This is a genomic window from Mesorhizobium erdmanii USDA 3471 (assembly GCF_000472705.1).
Lineage (GTDB): Bacteria > Pseudomonadota > Alphaproteobacteria > Rhizobiales > Rhizobiaceae > Mesorhizobium > Mesorhizobium erdmanii.
In genome coordinates, this window is sequence record NZ_KI421454.1 from 13,278 (window position 1) to 29,346 (window position 16,069).

A 16,069-nucleotide genomic window follows, 5' to 3' on the forward strand; every position below is an offset into this window, starting at 1 on the left:
TGGTCTCCGGCATATGTTCAGGCCACATCGAAGGCGGCTCTGACGAGCCGTTCGGTGTAGGCGGTCTTGGGATTGGTGAGGACCTCGTCGACAGGTCCCTGCTCGACGATCATGCCGTGCTGCATGACGATGACGCGGTGGCACAGCGCACGCACCACCTTGAGGTCATGCGAGATGAAGAGGTAGCTCAGGCCGCGCTCGTCCTGCAGCTTGCGCAACAGATCGATGATCTGCGCCTGAACGGAAAGGTCCAGCGCCGATGTCGGCTCGTCGAGCAGGATGAATTCGGGCTCGAGCGCGATGGCGCGGGCAATCGCGACGCGCTGCCGCTGGCCGCCCGAGAATTCGTGCGGGAAGCGCGACAGGATATCGCCCGGCATGCCGGCGCTGATCAGCGCCTCGCGCACCCGATCGACCCGCTCGGCCCGCGTCGCGCCGATGCTGTTGACGATCAGACCCTCCTCGATGATCTGGCCGATAGTCATGCGCGGATTGAGCGACGAGAATGGATCCTGGAAGACGATCTGCATGCGCGCACGCAGCGGCCGCATCTCGGCTCGCGTGAGACCGTGGATTGGCTGGCCGTCGAAGCGGATTTCGCCGCGCTTGGCGTCGGTCAGCCGCAGCAGCGCCTGGCCGAAGGTGGTCTTGCCGGAGCCCGATTCGCCGACCAGGCCCAGTGTTTCGTGGCGGCAGAGCTTCAGGCCGAGGTCGTCGACGGCGACCAGTTCGCGCCAGTCCGGTTTCAGGAACGTACCGTGGCGCAGCATGAAGCAGACGCGCACGCCATTCGCTTCGAGGATGGTGGCGCTTGCCTCCGGCAGTGGCTGCGGCCGCCCGCGCGGTTCGGAGGCGAGCAGGCGCTGCGTGTAAGGGTGCCGCGGCTCGGCGAACAGTTGCTCGGTGACGTTGTGCTCGCGCATCTCGCCATGCTGCATGACATAAACATAGTCGGAGAATTTGCGCACCACGGTGAGGTCGTGGGTGATCAGGATGACCGCCATCCTGAGCTCTTTCTGCAGGTTGCGGATCAGATTAAGGATCTGCGCCTGGACGGTGACGTCGAGCGCCGTGGTCGGCTCGTCGGCGATCAGCACGTCGGGATCGTTAGCCAAGGCCATAGCGATCATGACGCGCTGGCGCTGGCCGCCGGAGAGCTGGTGAGGATATTGCTTCAGCCGCGCTTCCGGTTCGGGAATCTGGACATGCCGCAGGAGCTCGAGCGCGCGGGCCCAGGCTTGCCTGCGGCCCACCTTGCGATGCACCCTGATCGCCTCGACGATCTGGCTGCCGACCGTGTAGATCGGGTTGAGCGAGCTCATCGGCTCCTGGAAGATCATCGAGATGCGGTTCCCGCGCAGCTTGCGCCGCGCGCTCTCGGGGAATTTCAGGATGTCTTGCCCGCAATAGTCGACACTCGACCGCGGCGATACGGTCGCCCGCCGTGACAACAGCCCCATGACCGTGCGCGCCGTCACTGATTTGCCGGAACCGGATTCGCCGACGATGGCGATCGTCTCGCCGCGATAGAGCTGGAACGAGACGTCCTTGACCGCCTCGACGGTGCCGTGTTCGACCTTGAAGGCGACCTCGATGTTGCGCGCGTCGATGATGGGTTGATCGTGGCGCCCGTCATGGTCGAGACGGAAGGCCGGTGCGAAGGGTTCCGTGAACGTGATCGTCGTCATCCCGGCCACCTCAATAAGGATCGACGGCATCGCGCAGGCCGTCGCCCAGCGCGTTGAAGGCAAAGACGGTGATCAGCACGAAGCCGACCGGCGACAGGATCCAGGGATAGGTGCCGATGACGGAATAGGTCGCTGTGTCCTGCAGCATCAGCCCCCAGGAGATCAGCGGCGGCTTGACCGCGAACCCGAGAAACCCGAGGAAGGATTCGAGCAGCACCACCGTCGGGATCGCCAGCGTCACGGCGACGATCACATGGCTCATCACATTGGGGAAGATGTGCTGCAGGATGATGCGCCGGTCGGTGGCGCCGACCGCCATGGCGGCGCGCACATATTCGATGCGCGCCAGCGCCAGCGTCTTGCCGCGCACTTCGCGCGACATCTGCGCCCAGCCCAGCGCCGACATGACGATGATGACGAAAGCGAGGAAGACGTTGGTCGGCGCGGTGACCGGGATCAGCGTCGTCAGCGCCAGATAGAGCGGCAGTTGCGGGAAGGCGAGCACCAGTTCGACGAAGCGCTGCATCCAGATATCGAACCGGCCGCCGAAATAGCCGGAAACCATGCCAACGGTGGTGCCGATGACAGTGATGATGAAGACCACCGTCAGCGCGATCATCAAGGAGACGCGCGAGCCGTGAATGGCGCGCGACAGCACGTCGCGGCCGAACTTGTCGGTACCGAGGAAATGTACCGGCTGGCCGTCCATCGAGGCGAAGAAATGCAGATCCGCCGGGATCAGCCCGAAGAGCTTGTAGGGCGCGCCCTCGACGAAGAAGCCGAGCAGCCTTGGATGGTCATAGTCGGGGCCGACGATGGGCTGGAAGGTCACCGGATCGAGGTCGGTCGAATCGGCCAGCGCGTAGACCCTCGGCCGTGCGACGAAATTGCCGTCCTTGTCGTGGAAGGACGGCAGTTGCGGCGGCGCGAAGCCGACATCCGTCGCCTTCGGGTCCATCGGCGCCAGGAACTCGGCGAACACGGCCATCACCAGCAGCAGGACGACGAGCCAAAGCCCGGCCATGCCTGTCCAGGAGCGCTTCAACCGGCGCCAGACGAGCGCGATATAGCTCTCATTGCCGCGCGCCGGCTTGGCGACGATAGACCCTTCGCCCGGCGGTGGTGGAGGGGATGGATCGCGGGCCAGCATCTAGCTTTCTCCATACTGGCGGATGCGCGGATCGAGCAGGACGAGCAGCATGTCGGCGATGATGTTGCCGACGATCAGCGTCGCCGACAGCACCATCATGAAGGTGGCAGTGACATAGACGTCGCCGACCGCCATCGAGCCGACGATCGCCGGGCCGACGGTGGGCAGCGCGAAAATGATCGCCGTCTCGATCTCGCCGGTCAGCATATAGGGCAGCACAACGCCCTGATACATGACCAGCGGATGCAGCGCATTGGGTACGGCGTGGCGCATGACGACGGCGCTGCCGGTCAGGCCCTTGGCCCTCGCCGTCTCGACATATTGCGCGTTGAGCGTGTCCAGCAGATTGCCGCGCATGACACGCATGTTGTAGGCGAGGCCGCCGAAGGTGGCGATGGCGACCACCGGCCAGACATGCTTGACCAGGTCGACGAACTTCGCCCACGACCACGGCGCGCCCCCATATTGCGGCGAGAAAAACGAGCCAATCTCCGAGACGTTGAACTGGAAGACCAGGAGATAGACGATGATCAGCGCCATCAGGAAGCGCGGCACCGTCATGCCAAGGAAGGAGATGGCCGACAATGTCGTGTCGATCCAGGTGTATTGCCTTGTCGCCGCCCATATGCCGAAGGTGATGCCGAGCACCGAGGCGAGCAGATGGCAGACCAGCGCCAAGAGCAGCGTGCGCGGCAGGCGCTCGCCGACCACATCGGCCACCGGCTTGTTGTAGTAGAGGCTGTAGCCGAAATCGCCACGTGTGACGATGCCGCCGATCCAGTTGAGATACTGGACGGGCAGCGGCTTATCGAGGCCGTGTTCGACGCGGTAGGCCTGCGCCTGCGCATCGGCCTCGGCGAAAGAGGCGCCGCCCTGGTTGATCAGCTGCGAGCGGATGTAGTCGGCATAATCGCCAGGCGGTGCCTGGATGATGGCAAAGGTGACGAGGCTCAGTATGGCGAGGACCGGTATTGCCGACGCTATGCGCATGAGCAGAAATCGCAGCATGGACGGTCCGCTTCCTCATCTTGCCGGACGCTCCCATCGAGGATCGTTCGGAGGGTTGGTCTTTCCCGGCCGCGCCAGCGGCGCGGCCGGGTCTGTCTTGGCCAGGGGAGGTAAACCTTACATCGGACCCTTGTCACCCGGTTTGCCGGGAAGCTCCTCTGGGAAAAGCTCATACTTGGCTTGCTTGTCCGCTTTGACGAAGACGCGTTCGCGGATGATCGAATCCTCTGCCCAATTGAACATGAAGATCGGCGTGCCCTGCGGAATGTTGGAGAAGCGCTTGTTGACGATCAGCGCGCCGGGATATTCCGTCAGGCCGACATTGTAGACATGTTCCGTCGAGATCTTCTGGAACTCCCGCATCAGGCTGGCGCGCTCGTCATTGTCCGCGGACGCGACAAACTTGTTGACGAGGGTGACGAGGTCTTTTTCGAATGGCATCAGGTCGACCTCGCCGCTTTCCGGCGCGCGATGGTTCCAGCTGGTTTTCGGGCCGACCGGCGCAAGCTGCTCGGTGTTCTGCACGACGGAGGTCAGTTCCTGGTCGTTGCGCCGGATCAGCCAGTCGAAACGCCCGGAATATTGCGAGGCATCGCGCTGCGTACCGTTGAGGCCGTTGAGCACGACCCTGATCCCAAGCTTCTCCATCTGCGCGACGACGCCTTCGGCCAGGCTCTTGTCCGTTCCGTAGTCGTTGTTGACCAGCATCACGATCTCGACGTTCTTGCCACCGGCAGTGCCGGCGGGAAAGTTCACGAAACCGTCGCCGTCGGTATCCTTGAGGCCGGCCTTGGCGAGTTCGGCCTTGGCCCCCGCGAGATCGAAGGGATAGTACACGGTCGACTTGCGGTCATAGAAGCTGGTACCCGAGGAGAAGCCGCCGGGGTAGATGGCGGTGAACGGGCCCTTGACCAGAGAGTCGCCGAGCGCCTTGCGGTCGAGCGCCATGGTGATGGCCTTGCGGAAATCCTCGTTGCGGTTCAGCTCGCGGACCGCCTGGCCACGCTCGTCCGGGTTGCCCCAGCCATTGGCGGAATAGTTCAGGCGCAGATTGTAGCCGATGAGCCGCGGTCCGAAGGCGAGCCGTGCCGGCGCGTTCGCCTCGGCGGCGCGCTTCAGCGAGGCAACGAAGTTTTCCGGCTGCTCCAGATTGGAGAAGTCGCCCGAGCCGGCAACCGCCTGGACGTCGCGATCGGCCCATGTCGACAGCTTGTACTGCAACTCGTTGAGGTAGGGCAGTTGGTTGCCCTTCTCGTCGACCTTCCAATAGTAGGGATTGCGGCGCATGACGATGATGTCGTCCGGCCGGTATTCCACCGGCACCCAGGCGCCCATGACCGGCATGTTCATATATTCCGGCGGGAAGGCGTTCTTGAACTGGTCGTAGGTGTTCTTCGAATATTTGGGGTGCTGCGGCTTCAAAATGTGCGCGGGGCCGGGGCAGAACGTGCCGTAGGCCATGGCGTAGAGGTACTGCTTCGGAAAGGCGTCCTTGAAGGTCCACTCGACGGTGTAGTCGTCGATCTTCTTCAGCGTCGTGCCAACGCCGAAGGTTTCCGGCGTCGCGCCGTTGAGCGGCGAAACGTTCGGGTCGACGACCTCGTCATCCCAGTAGAACATGACATCGTCGGCGTTGAAGGCGACACCGTCAGACCATTTGGCGCCTTCGATCAGATGCATGGTCAGCTTGTGGCCGTCCTTCGACCAGTCCCAGCTTTTGGCGAGGTTCGGCAGCGGCTCCGTGTCCTTGGCCTCGACCTGGAACAGCGGCGCCGTGCGCGTCAGGCATTCGGAAAGGCCGATGTCGATGCCGCCCCAGCCTTGCGTCTGGCCGGCGCCATAGTTCCAGCCCTCCGGCCGTCCACCAATGACATGGCGCATCGTATCGCCATAGACGCCAATGCCATCGGGCATATTGGCTGTCTTGAAGACCATAGGCTCCTTCGGCAGCCGATCCTTGACGGGCGGCAGCTTGCCGGTCTTGACGTATTTCTCGGTCACCCAATCCGGCTCGTGATATTCCGGCAGCGCCTTGAACTCCAGGATGGAGTCGCGCGCCACGTATTTGATCTTGCCCTCGGCCGGAAATGTCGCCGGGGTCGGCGGGACGGTCGGATCGGAAGCGTATGCGTTCAGTGCCATGACCGAGACGCCCAGCGCCAGTCCGGCAAAAATGCCAAGTCTGCCTAAAGTCCTCACTGTCTCTCTCCCTCTTGATTATTCCGGAGCGTTTGCAGTTGCTCCGCTTCTCCTCGAATTCAAAGGCTCCGCAGCGGTGGATCCGCCTCCCGTGGGTCCACCGTCGCCGTATGAGGTTCAGCCGGCCTGTTTCAGCGCGGCCTTTTCGGCACGCAATTCCTCGATCGAGCGCACGTTTCGCCGCGCGGCACCGGCCCATTCGCGGGTCTTGACCGCGGATTTCGACAGCCGCTCCTTGGCAGCCGGAACCGCATGCGCGTATTGCGGCAGCCAGGCGGCTTGAGCGACGACCATCTCATCGACCATCTGCCAGACCTCCTCCGGTGTCGACACCGCGCCGACCAGCGGGTCGTGCAGGACGGCAAGCTTCAAGAGATCGATGTCGCCCGATATCGCAGCATGGACCGACATGCGCTGGACATTGATCGAGGCCATGCAAGTGGCGGCACAAGCCTCCGGCAGGGTGATACCGGCAGCCATGTTGATGCCGAAGCGATCGACGAAACCGGGCGACTCGATGATGGCATCCTGCGGCAGATTGGTGATCACGCCATCGTTCCTGACGTTGAAGTGCCCGCGATAGACGCGATTGGTCTCCAGCGCCTCCAATATGTGACTGGCATGCTCGTTGGAGCGTTTTGCGGGATCGATCGGCTTCGACGCCGCTTCGAGGAATTGCGGATACTCCGTCTCGAACCAGTTGCGGGTTTCGGTCGAGTAGCGGAGATAGCCGCCGGTCTCGCCATGGATCCAGTCCGACATGTCGATCCAGCGCGTGATCTCGTCGGGCCGCTTGCGGTACCAGGGCAGATATTCGGACAGATGGCCATTGCTCTCGGTCGAATAGACGCCGAAGCGCTTCAAGACATCGATGCGCAGCTTTTCCTGCCGCGAATAGACCGGATGCGCCTCGAAGGCGGCTACCAGCTCGTCCTTCACGATCTTGCGGCCATTCAGCCGCAAATCGATGAACCAGGTCTGGTGGTTGATGCCGGAACAGACATAGTCGAGCTCGTGCCTCGACTTCGCGCCCAGCACCTCGGCGATCTGCTCGGCGCCATGCTGGACACCGTGGCAGAGGCCGACCGTGTCGACCTTGCCGTATTCGATCGCCGCCCAGGTGTTCATTGCCATCGGGTTGGCATAGTTGAGGAATTTGGCGCCGGTCGCGGCGACTTCGCGGATATCCCTGCAGAAGTCGAGAATGACCGGGATGTTGCGCTGGCCATAGAGGATGCCACCGGCGCAGATCGTGTCGCCGACGCACTGGTCGATGCCATATTTCAACGGAATGCGGATATCGTCGGCATAGGCTTCGAGGCCGCCGACCCTGACGCAGCTGATGACATAGCGCGCGCCTTCGAGCGCCTTGCGTCGGTCAGTGGTCGCCGTCACCCTGGTCGGCAATCCGTTCGCCTCGACGATCCTGTCGAGGATCGCCTTGATCATGCCGAGATTGTGCTCGCTGAGGTCGGTCAGCGCGAATTCGATATCGCGGAATTCGGGCACGCAGAGAATGTCGGTGAACAGTTTCTTGGTGAATCCAACACTGCCGGCACCGATAATAGCGATTTTGAAACTCATCACCTTCACCTCGATCCGATCGAATGCTAGGCAAGGAGCAACAAGGGAGGACATGGCCACATGCCGAGGCATGTATGCCATTCAAGCCGGAATCCGGCTGTTCTCCTCCCACCCGCTCCTCGACCGCGGGTTCTTCGCGTTCTTGAAGACCCGATTATGCGCTTATTCGCGGACACGGCCAGAGAAGGATTATGCTTTCGAGGGTAATTTTGTGCTGCATGATTTGATCGCCAACGGACAGTCGATGCGCACCATCTCGCTGCCGCGCGGCCGCCAGCGCCTGCACGCCATGCCGACCAGCACGGGCTATGAAGTGCGCGAGGACGAAATCTACGACTGGGATGGGCGTAAACGCGGCCAGACGCCTTTCACCGTGCTGCAGCACACGATCAGCGGCACCGGCCGGCTGCGCTACGAGAACCGTGACTACCGGCTGCAGAAGAACGACACGCTGCTGGTGCTGGTGCCACACAACCATCGCTACTGGCTGGCCAGGGACGAGCGCTGGGAATATTTCTGGATTTCGATGAACGGCGAGGAGGCGCTGCGCATCCACAAGTCGATCCTCAGCGTCTCCGGTCCAGTGTTCCGGCTGCAGCCGGCGACGATCGATCATCTCGCCGATTGCAGCCTGCGTCTGGTCAAGGGGGCGGCGTCGCCGGGTGCCGCTTCAGCCATCGCCTACGAGGCGGCGATGGCGCTCTATGACGATGTCTTCGGATCCCATGCCTTCGCCGAAAAATTGAGCGCCATGCAGCCGGTCATCGACCACATCAACGCCAATCTGGAAAAACCGCTGCCGGTAGCGGAGCTGGTCCGGATCAGCGGCCTCAGCCGAGCCCATTTTTCGCGCTGCTTCGCCGAGAGCGAGGGCCTGCCGCCGGCCGAGTTCGTGCTGCAGCAGCGCCTGCAGCGCGCGGCGAAGCTGTTGACCAAGGCGGACTTCCTGCCGGTGAAGGAAGTCGCCATCCTGTGCGGCTTCGAGGATGCGAACTATTTTTCGAAGGTCTTCCGCCGCCTCTACGGCACGACGCCGAGCCAATTCCGCACCACGGGCATGTACGCCAATCTGCGGACCCCGGCCAGGCGCGGCGTCAGGCTGTCGGACGACGCGAGCTGACGCCGCCCTTTGATCCTTGTCCAGGTATCAGGCCGCGTCCAGGCTGCCGCCGTCCAGCCACTCGAGGTCAGCAAGCGAAAGCGCGATGTCCAGCGCCCGCAGGCTGTCGTCCAGTTCGCCCAGCGTGCGCGGGCCGATCAAGGGGACCGACGGGAAAGGCTGATTGAGCACGTAGGCCAGAGCAATGTGGATCGGGCTCTTGCCCAGCCGCGCGGCAAGCTCGATCGCGCGGTCGCGGCGGCCGAAATTCTTTTCCGAATACCAGACCCGCACCAATTCCTCGCTGTCGCGCCGGTCGCGCCCGGCGCGCTCGGTGAAGAAACCGCGGCCCTGGCTCGACCAGGCGAAATTCGGCATCTGCCTCGATGTGAGCCACGCCTTCCAGTCGTCGGTCGACGAGGTGACGCAACCCGCCCAGATCGGCTCCAGCATTTCGGCCAGCGAAAAATTGTTGGAGAGCGCGCCGGGCTTCTGCTTGCCGGTGCGTTCGGCATAGGCAATCGCCTCGTCCATGCGTTGCATCGTCCAGTTCGAGCCGCCGAACGGACCACGGATGCGACCGGCCTTCACCTCGCGGTCCATGGCATCGACGAACTCGCCGACCGGCACGTCCGGATTGTCCCGGTGCATGAAATAGATATCGACATGGTCGGTCTGCAGGCGGTCGAGCGACTGGGCGAGCTGCTTGCCGATCACGTCGGGATAGCAGAGCGGCGAATGCGCGCCCTTGGCGATGATCGCCGACTGTTCGCGCACGCCGCGGTTCTTCAGCCATTCGCCGAGCAGCTTTTCGGTATAGCCCGCACCATAGACAAAACCGGTGTCGAAGAGATTGCCGCCGGCTTCGAAGAACGCATCGAGCAGGATAGAACCAGAGGAGAACGTGCGGAAATCCTCGAAGCCGAGCGCCACCACCGACGCCGGCTTCGCCAGGCCGGGAATGGCGCGCTTGCCGATCGCCGTTCCGCCGGACCGCAGCGGCCGGCCGGAAATGGTGTTGGTTCGCGAAGCAGCCTTTTCGATCTCGTATTCCAGCCCGACGGCGGCGCGCCATCTGTCAAGCACGCGCAAGGTGCCGAGGCTATCGGCCCAGCCCATGCCCGGCCAGGCGAATTCCTGCCGCCCGGCGCGGATCGCCTCGCCGGCGCCGTCGACCTCGAAGGAATAGACATGGCGCTTTTCGTCGACGCTGATCGTCTCGCTGGAGCCGTCAGCGCCGATCACGTCGATCCGGCCGAGGCCGACATCGCGATTTCCCCCGGCGAACCAGAAGTCGGGAACCTCGATGCGGCCCTTGGTGCCTAGGATGCGCAGCACATTGTCCTGGTTGAGCGAGATGCTGCAGGAGACCTCGGCGACGATGCCACTGGGGAAATGCAGCAGCGCCGAGGCCCATTCGTCGACGCCGGACTGGCCGAGATGGGCGGTGCCAACCACCTTGTCGGGCTCGGCAAAGGGGAGGCCTGCCGCCGCCCCGGCAATCAGCCGCGCCATAGAAACGGTATAACCGCCGACATCCAGGATACCGCCCCCGGCGGAATCGTTGGCGTAGAGCCGGTGCTGCGGCATGAAGCGCGGCATGGCAAAGCCGAAGCTCGACTTGATCATCCTGATCTCGCCGATGATATCAGACTTGATCAGTTCCACCAGCTTCAGCGTCTGCGGATGCAGCCGGTACATGAAGGCTTCGCCGAGAAAGGTGCCGGCCTTGCGTGCGGCATGGATCATGGCGTCGGCCTCGAAGGCGGTCAGCGCCAGCGGCTTTTCGCACAGCACATGCTTGCCCGCTTCCGCCGCCCTTATCGCCCATTGCGCATGGCCGGGATGCGGTATCGAGAGGTAGACGGCATCGATATCGGGATCGGCAAGCAGCGCTTGGTAGCCATCGACGATGCGGGCGCCGGGAAAGGCCTCGGCGAGGCCGGGCTTGCCGGGATTGCGCGCGCCGATGGCGACCAGTTTTCCGGTGCGCGAAGCGGCCACGCCGCCGGCGAAGGCCTGGGCAATGCTGCCCGGGCCGAGAATGCCCCAGCGCATGGGCGTGATTGCGGTCATTGTCATTCTCCTTGAAAGCTTGGAAGGGCAGCCGGTCAGCGCAGCCGCAGCCCTTTTTCGTCGAACAGGTAGGATTTGCGGATGGAAACGGTGATCTCGGAGGTGGTGGGAACCTTCGCCGCGTCGCGCTGGATCACCACGTCTTCGCCATTCTTCGTCCGGGCGTAGAGAAAACTCGTGCCGCCGAGATGCTCGATCACGTCGATGGCCACGACAAGGTCGGTGTCGCCTTCGCCGGCGCCGCCGAAATGCTCGGGCCGCACGCCGACGATGACCTTGCTTCCCACTTCCGGCGTGACATCAGTGAGCGGCTGCACGATACGGGCGTTGTCCTGGCCCGCCAGTTCGACCACCACACCACGCGCATCCTGCCCGACAATATGAGCCTTTATGAAGTTCATCTTCGGCGAGCCGACAAAACCGGCCACGAACAGATTGTCGGGATTGTCGTAGAGATCGAGCGGCCGGCCGATCTGCTCGATGTGACCGGCGCGCAGCACGACGATCCGGTCGGCGAGCGTCATCGCCTCGGTCTGGTCGTGCGTGACGTAGATCATCGTGGCGCCCAGTTCCTTGTGCAGGCGCGAGATTTCGACCCGCATCTGGACGCGCAACTCGGCATCGAGGTTGGAGAGCGGCTCGTCGAACAGGAACACCTGCGGCTCGCGAACGATGGCGCGGCCGATGGCGACGCGCTGGCGCTGGCCGCCGGAGAGTTTCTTCGGACGCCGCTCCATCAATTCGCTGATGCGCAGGATCTCGGCCGCGCGCTTGACCCGCCGGTCGGTGTCGGCCTTGGGATTGCCTGTCATGCGCAGGCCGAAAGAGAGATTCTGCTCGACGCTCATATGCGGATAGAGTGCATAGGACTGGAAAACCATGGCGATGCCGCGTTCGGCCGGCTCGACATCGTTGACCAGCTTGCCGCCGATGGCGATGTCGCCGCCGCTGATGTCCTCGAGCCCAGCGACCATCCGAAGTAGCGTGGACTTGCCGCAACCGGACGGTCCGACGAAGACGACGAATTCGCCGTCCTTGATGTCCATGCTGGCGCCATGGACGACTGTGAAGGCGCCGAAGCGCTTGACGACATTGCTCAGCGTAACGGTTGCCATGCTGCCTCTTACTTGACTGCCCCGGCGGCGATGCCGGCGATGAAATGACGCTGCAGGAGCACGAAGACGATGAGCATCGGCACGGTCAGCATCACGGCGCCTGCCATGATGCCGCCCCACGACACTTTGGTGAGGCCGATCAGCGTGCCGAGCGCCACCGGCGCCGTCATCGCGCCCGGCTGGCTGTTGATCAAAAGCGGCCAGAGGTAATTGTTCCAGGAAGCCAGGAACAGGATGATCGCGAGCGCCGCCAGCATCGGACGCGCCAGCGGCAGCGCAACGAAGACGAAAATGCGCCACTCCTTCACGCCTTCGACGCGGGCGGCATCGAACAGATCGTCCGGCATCATCGAGAAGCTTTGCCGCATGAACAGCACGCCGAGCGAATTGAACAGCGGCGGCACGATCAGCGCCACCCAGGTGTTGGCGAGTTGGAAGTCGCGCGCCACCATGATGAATTGCGGAATCAACACCACCGCGTAGGGCAGCGTGATGGTGCCGAAGATGATGGCGACGACCACGCCTTTGCCGAAGAACTGGTACCGGGCCAGCGCCCAGCCGGCCATCGACGTCAGCAGCACCGACAGGAAGGTGTAGGTCACCGCCACGGAGACGGAGATGCCGATGGCGCCGACGAAGTTGGTGTCGCGCTGCAGATTGTTGAAATTGTCGACGAAATTGCCGTGCGGCAAAAGCTCGATGCCGGGGCTGAAGATGCCATTGTCGGGCATGGTCGAGAAGACCACCATCATCCACAGCGGAAACAGCCAGATCAGCGCCAGCGGCGTCAGGAAGAGATGCAGCGCGATGCTGCGCCTGAGGCGGGCGGAGGAGAGCGAGCTCATTGCTTTTCCCTCGTCAGCCACAATTGTAGCAGCGTGATCGCGATCGCCAACCCCGCCATGGTGTAGGCGACGGCCGAGGCGTAGCCGAAATTGAGCGACCGGAACCCCTGGCGGTAGAGCAGCAGGCCGAGCGTCTCGGTGCCGCCACCCGGCCCGCCGCGCTCGGTGATCAGGAAGGGCTCGGTGAACAGCTGCATGGTGCCGATGATCGACAATACCAGGCAGAACACGATGACCGGCTTCAACAGCGGCAAGGTGATGTAGAAGAATTGCTTGAGCTTGCTGACGCGGTCGAGCGTCGCCGCCTCGTAGACATCCTCGGGGATGGATTGCATGCCCGCCAGAAGGATGATGGCGTTGTAGCCGGCCCAGCGCCAGGTGACCGCGATCATGATCAGGGCCATGGCCGGCGTGACGTTGGAGAACCAGTCGATCTTGGGGAGCCCGATACTGTTCAACAGCTTGTTGACGATGCCGAAATCGAGGCTGAACATCAGCCGGAACACCGCCGAATAGGCAACCTCGCCCACCACGACCGGGGCGAAGAAGGCGAAGCGGTAAAGCCCCCTCGCCTTCAACAGCGGCGAATTCAGAAGCACCGCCATCACCATGGCCAGCGCGATCATTACGGGAACCTGGATGACGAGGATGAGCAGCGTGTTCTTCAGTGCGTTGAAGAAGGCCGGATCGCCGATCAGACGGCCCCAGTTGAAGCTGGGCGCGAAGCGCCAGGGCACGGTGCGGGTCGCCTGGAACGAGATGATGAACGAGGAGATGATCGGCCACACCCAGAAGATGGCGAAGATCAGGAGATAGGGCGTGAGGAAGCGATAGGCCGTGGCGTTGCGGTTGCGCATTGGTTCCTCCTCCTTTTTTCGTCCCTTGTGTCGCGCCTGTTGGCGGCTGGCGTCATTTTGCCGACGCCACCGCCGCCCCTCATCCGCCTGCCGGCACCTTCTCCCCGTTAACGGGGAGAAGGGAGCTAGCCGCTTACTTGACCGGCAATCCGGTCGCCGCGGCGATCTGTTTTGCGGCATCGTCGAGTGCCGCCTTGGCGTCGGGATAACCGCCGGCCAGATATTTGGTCTGCACGGCGCGAACGATGATTTCGGCATCGCTTTGGAACTGCGTGCCGCGGCTGGGGACGACTTTCGGCAAGGTGCCCAGAATGTCCTTCCACACCGCCTGGCCACCCCAATAAGGCAGGCCCTGGCTGACGTAGGGATCGTCAAGCGCCGAGACCAGCGAGGGGACGAGGCCGAACTCCTTCAGCATGGTGATCTGGCCCTCATTGGTTCCGAGCGTGTATTTCAGGTACTCGTATGCCGCTTCCTTGTTCTTCGAGGCCGAAGTAATGGCCAGCGACGAGCCGCCAAGGTTGGCCGCGCGCGGGCCGTCGGCGGTCAGGCTCGGCATCAGATAGACGCCCCATTTGCCGTTTTCGCCGGCCGATTCGGTGCGGATGGTGCCTTCATACCAGCCGCCGTAGACCTGGGTGGCGACGGTGCCGGCGGTGTTGTTGGTGATCTTGGTCCCCCAGTCGGCGGACGAGACGATGCCGGCGTCCTTCATCTCCTTGACCTTGGTCATGGCATCGACGCATTTGGGCTCGGCGACGGTTATCGACTGGCCGTCCTCGGCGAAATAGGCACAGCCCTGCTCGTTGGCGATCATGCGGAAGAACTCGCTGTCGCCGTTGAAGTCGGCGTTGGTCATCGAGACCCCCGGATTGGCGGCCTGGATCTTCTTGCCGGCGGCGATGAAATCGTCCCAGGTCTTGATCGATGCCGGGTCGACACCGGCCTTCTCGTAGAAGTCGCGGCGATAGAAGGCGGCGACCGGACCGGAATCCCAAGGCATCGCATAGGCCTTTTCGCCGACCTCAAGCTCGGTGCGTTTGAAATCGGGGAATTTCTTCTGGTCCTCGGCGGTGTAACCGAGCGTGTGCAGATCGACGAAGCAGTCGGGGAACTGGCTCCAGTAATTCTCGGCCTCGCCATTCTCGATGGTAACGATGTCAGGCAGGCCGACGCCGCCGGCGGCACAGCCGGCGATCGACTTGTCGTAGGTCGGCTGGTTGCCGAGATCCTGGACAGTGACCTTGATATCGGGATGCAGCTTGTTGAAGCCGGCAACCGTCGCCTTCAGCGACGAAGCGGCGACATTCCAGCTCCAGATGGTGATTTCGCCGGACTGCGCAAAGGCCGGGGCTGAGCCCAGGGCAAGCGCGAGCGCGGCGCATGTCAGTGTGATGCGCATTGAAATCCTCCCATTTCATTTGCTCTCTCTCTGCGAGCCCGGCTAGACTAGGCAGCGCGGAAGGCTTGTCGCCGACAAAGGGAAGACGGAATTGGCGGAAAGTAAGATGCCGGATCGGCCGTTTTACCAGCCAGGCGCCAGCAGCGTGGAAGGGCTGCCGTTGCTCCTGCAGATGTTTCACACCGCTCCGCTGGTAATGCTCAAGCCGCATTGGCATGCCCAGGTCGAGGTGAATTTCATCGTGCGCGGCAACGTGCACTACCGCATGAACGAGCACGAGATTTCGCTTTCGGCCGGCGAGATGTGCTTCTTCTGGGGCGGCCTGCCACACCAGATGGACGATCTAAGCGACGATGCCATCTATGCCGGCGCGCATCTGCCACTGGTGCATTTCTTCCGGCTGCATCTGCCGGCGGATGTGCGGCACCGGCTGATGACCGGCGCGACACTGGTGACCAGCGCCACCGATCAGTCCGACAACGACAATTTCGCCCGCTGGAACCGCTATGCCCGCTCGGGCGATCCGGCCAAGGCCGAGCACGCCGTCAACGAACTTCTGCTGCGGTTGGAGCGAGTGCGGTTCGAGCCTTACCGGCTGGTGCCCGAGACGACGGCCGGACAAGAAGCCGGCAGCGCGTTCGACCAGCAATCGTCGCGCAATGTCGGGCGCATGTGCGATTTCATCGCCGAGAATTTCCTCTACGATATCGATTGCGTGAACATCGCGGCGGCGGCCGACATCCACCCCAAATACGCCATGAGCCTGTTCAAGAAATCGACCGGCATGACGCTCAACGAGTATGTCAACCTCTTGCGGCTGAGCTACGCGCAGGCGCTTCTGATGCACCAGGACGCCAATGTGCTGCGCGTCGCCATGGACTCAGGCTTCGGCTCGCTCAGCGCCTTCAACAAATCCTTCCGCAAGCTGGCCGGCATGACACCATCCGATTTTCGCAAGGGCCTGGCGGGTGCCAGGTAGGCCAGGGCTCGGCGTGGAAACCACGGATCGGACGGCATTTCTTTTCCTGCCGGAAATCCACACCTAG

At 62.9% G+C, this 16,069-nt stretch carries 12 protein-coding genes; 2 read left to right on the forward strand and 10 right to left on the reverse strand.

The features are described 5' to 3' along the window. Positions 1 to 17: 17 nt before the first annotated feature. From A3AU_RS0130500 to melA, 5 genes are all read right to left on the reverse strand, one after another. The gene (locus tag A3AU_RS0130500; protein ID WP_027056268.1) at positions 18 to 1,688 is read right to left on the reverse strand and encodes an ABC transporter ATP-binding protein; all 1,671 of its coding nucleotides are present in this window, start codon (positions 1,686 to 1,688) and stop codon (positions 18 to 20) included. A gap of 10 nt (positions 1,689 to 1,698) precedes the next feature. Further along, the gene (locus A3AU_RS0130505; protein WP_027056269.1) at positions 1,699 to 2,838 is read right to left on the reverse strand and encodes an ABC transporter permease; all 1,140 of its coding nucleotides are present in this window, start codon (positions 2,836 to 2,838) and stop codon (positions 1,699 to 1,701) included. Then, entirely contained in the window at positions 2,839 to 3,846 is a 1,008-nt protein-coding gene (locus A3AU_RS0130510; RefSeq protein WP_027056270.1) for an ABC transporter permease, read from the reverse strand. 117 nt (positions 3,847 to 3,963) lie between these two features. Then, entirely contained in the window at positions 3,964 to 5,988 is a 2,025-nt protein-coding gene (locus A3AU_RS0130515) for an ABC transporter substrate-binding protein (RefSeq protein ID WP_418001091.1), read from the reverse strand. 174 nt (positions 5,989 to 6,162) lie between these two features. Further along, positions 6,163 to 7,629, reverse strand: a complete 1,467-nt coding sequence (gene melA / locus A3AU_RS0130520; protein ID WP_027056272.1) for an alpha-glucosidase/alpha-galactosidase — start codon at positions 7,627 to 7,629, stop codon at positions 6,163 to 6,165. Between the two features lie 211 nt (positions 7,630 to 7,840). Here melA and A3AU_RS0130525 point away from each other — a divergent pair, with 211 nt between their 5' ends. Then, positions 7,841 to 8,749 carry an AraC family transcriptional regulator gene (locus tag A3AU_RS0130525; protein ID WP_027056273.1) on the forward strand — a complete coding sequence of 303 codons (909 nt, stop codon included), beginning with the start codon at positions 7,841 to 7,843 and terminating at the stop codon, positions 8,747 to 8,749. 27 nt (positions 8,750 to 8,776) lie between these two features. Here the strand turns inward: A3AU_RS0130525 and A3AU_RS0130530 are convergent, their stop codons facing one another. The 5 genes from A3AU_RS0130530 to A3AU_RS0130550 form a co-directional block, all read right to left on the reverse strand. Continuing rightward, positions 8,777 to 10,804, reverse strand: coding sequence for an aldo/keto reductase (locus A3AU_RS0130530; RefSeq protein ID WP_027056274.1), 2,028 nt, complete (start codon positions 10,802 to 10,804; stop codon positions 8,777 to 8,779). Positions 10,805 to 10,839: 35 nt separating this feature from the next. Continuing rightward, positions 10,840 to 11,919 (reverse strand): ABC transporter ATP-binding protein, encoded by a 1,080-nt coding sequence (locus A3AU_RS0130535; RefSeq protein WP_027056275.1) that lies wholly within the window; start codon positions 11,917 to 11,919, stop codon positions 10,840 to 10,842. Between the two features lie 8 nt (positions 11,920 to 11,927). Then, entirely contained in the window at positions 11,928 to 12,764 is an 837-nt protein-coding gene (locus A3AU_RS0130540) for a carbohydrate ABC transporter permease (protein WP_027056276.1), read from the reverse strand. Next, positions 12,761 to 13,621, reverse strand: coding sequence for a carbohydrate ABC transporter permease (locus A3AU_RS0130545; RefSeq protein WP_027056277.1), 861 nt, complete (start codon positions 13,619 to 13,621; stop codon positions 12,761 to 12,763). Before A3AU_RS0130545 ends, A3AU_RS0130540 begins: the two co-directional genes overlap by 4 nt. A 133-nt stretch (positions 13,622 to 13,754) precedes the next feature. Further along, positions 13,755 to 15,023, reverse strand: coding sequence for an ABC transporter substrate-binding protein (locus A3AU_RS0130550; RefSeq protein WP_027056278.1), 1,269 nt, complete (start codon positions 15,021 to 15,023; stop codon positions 13,755 to 13,757). Positions 15,024 to 15,129: 106 nt separating this feature from the next. On the opposite strand from A3AU_RS0130550, the gene A3AU_RS0130555 reads away from it, so the two are divergent. After that, positions 15,130 to 16,002 (forward strand): helix-turn-helix domain-containing protein, encoded by an 873-nt coding sequence (locus A3AU_RS0130555; RefSeq protein WP_027056279.1) that lies wholly within the window; start codon positions 15,130 to 15,132, stop codon positions 16,000 to 16,002. Positions 16,003 to 16,069 lie beyond the last annotated feature (67 nt).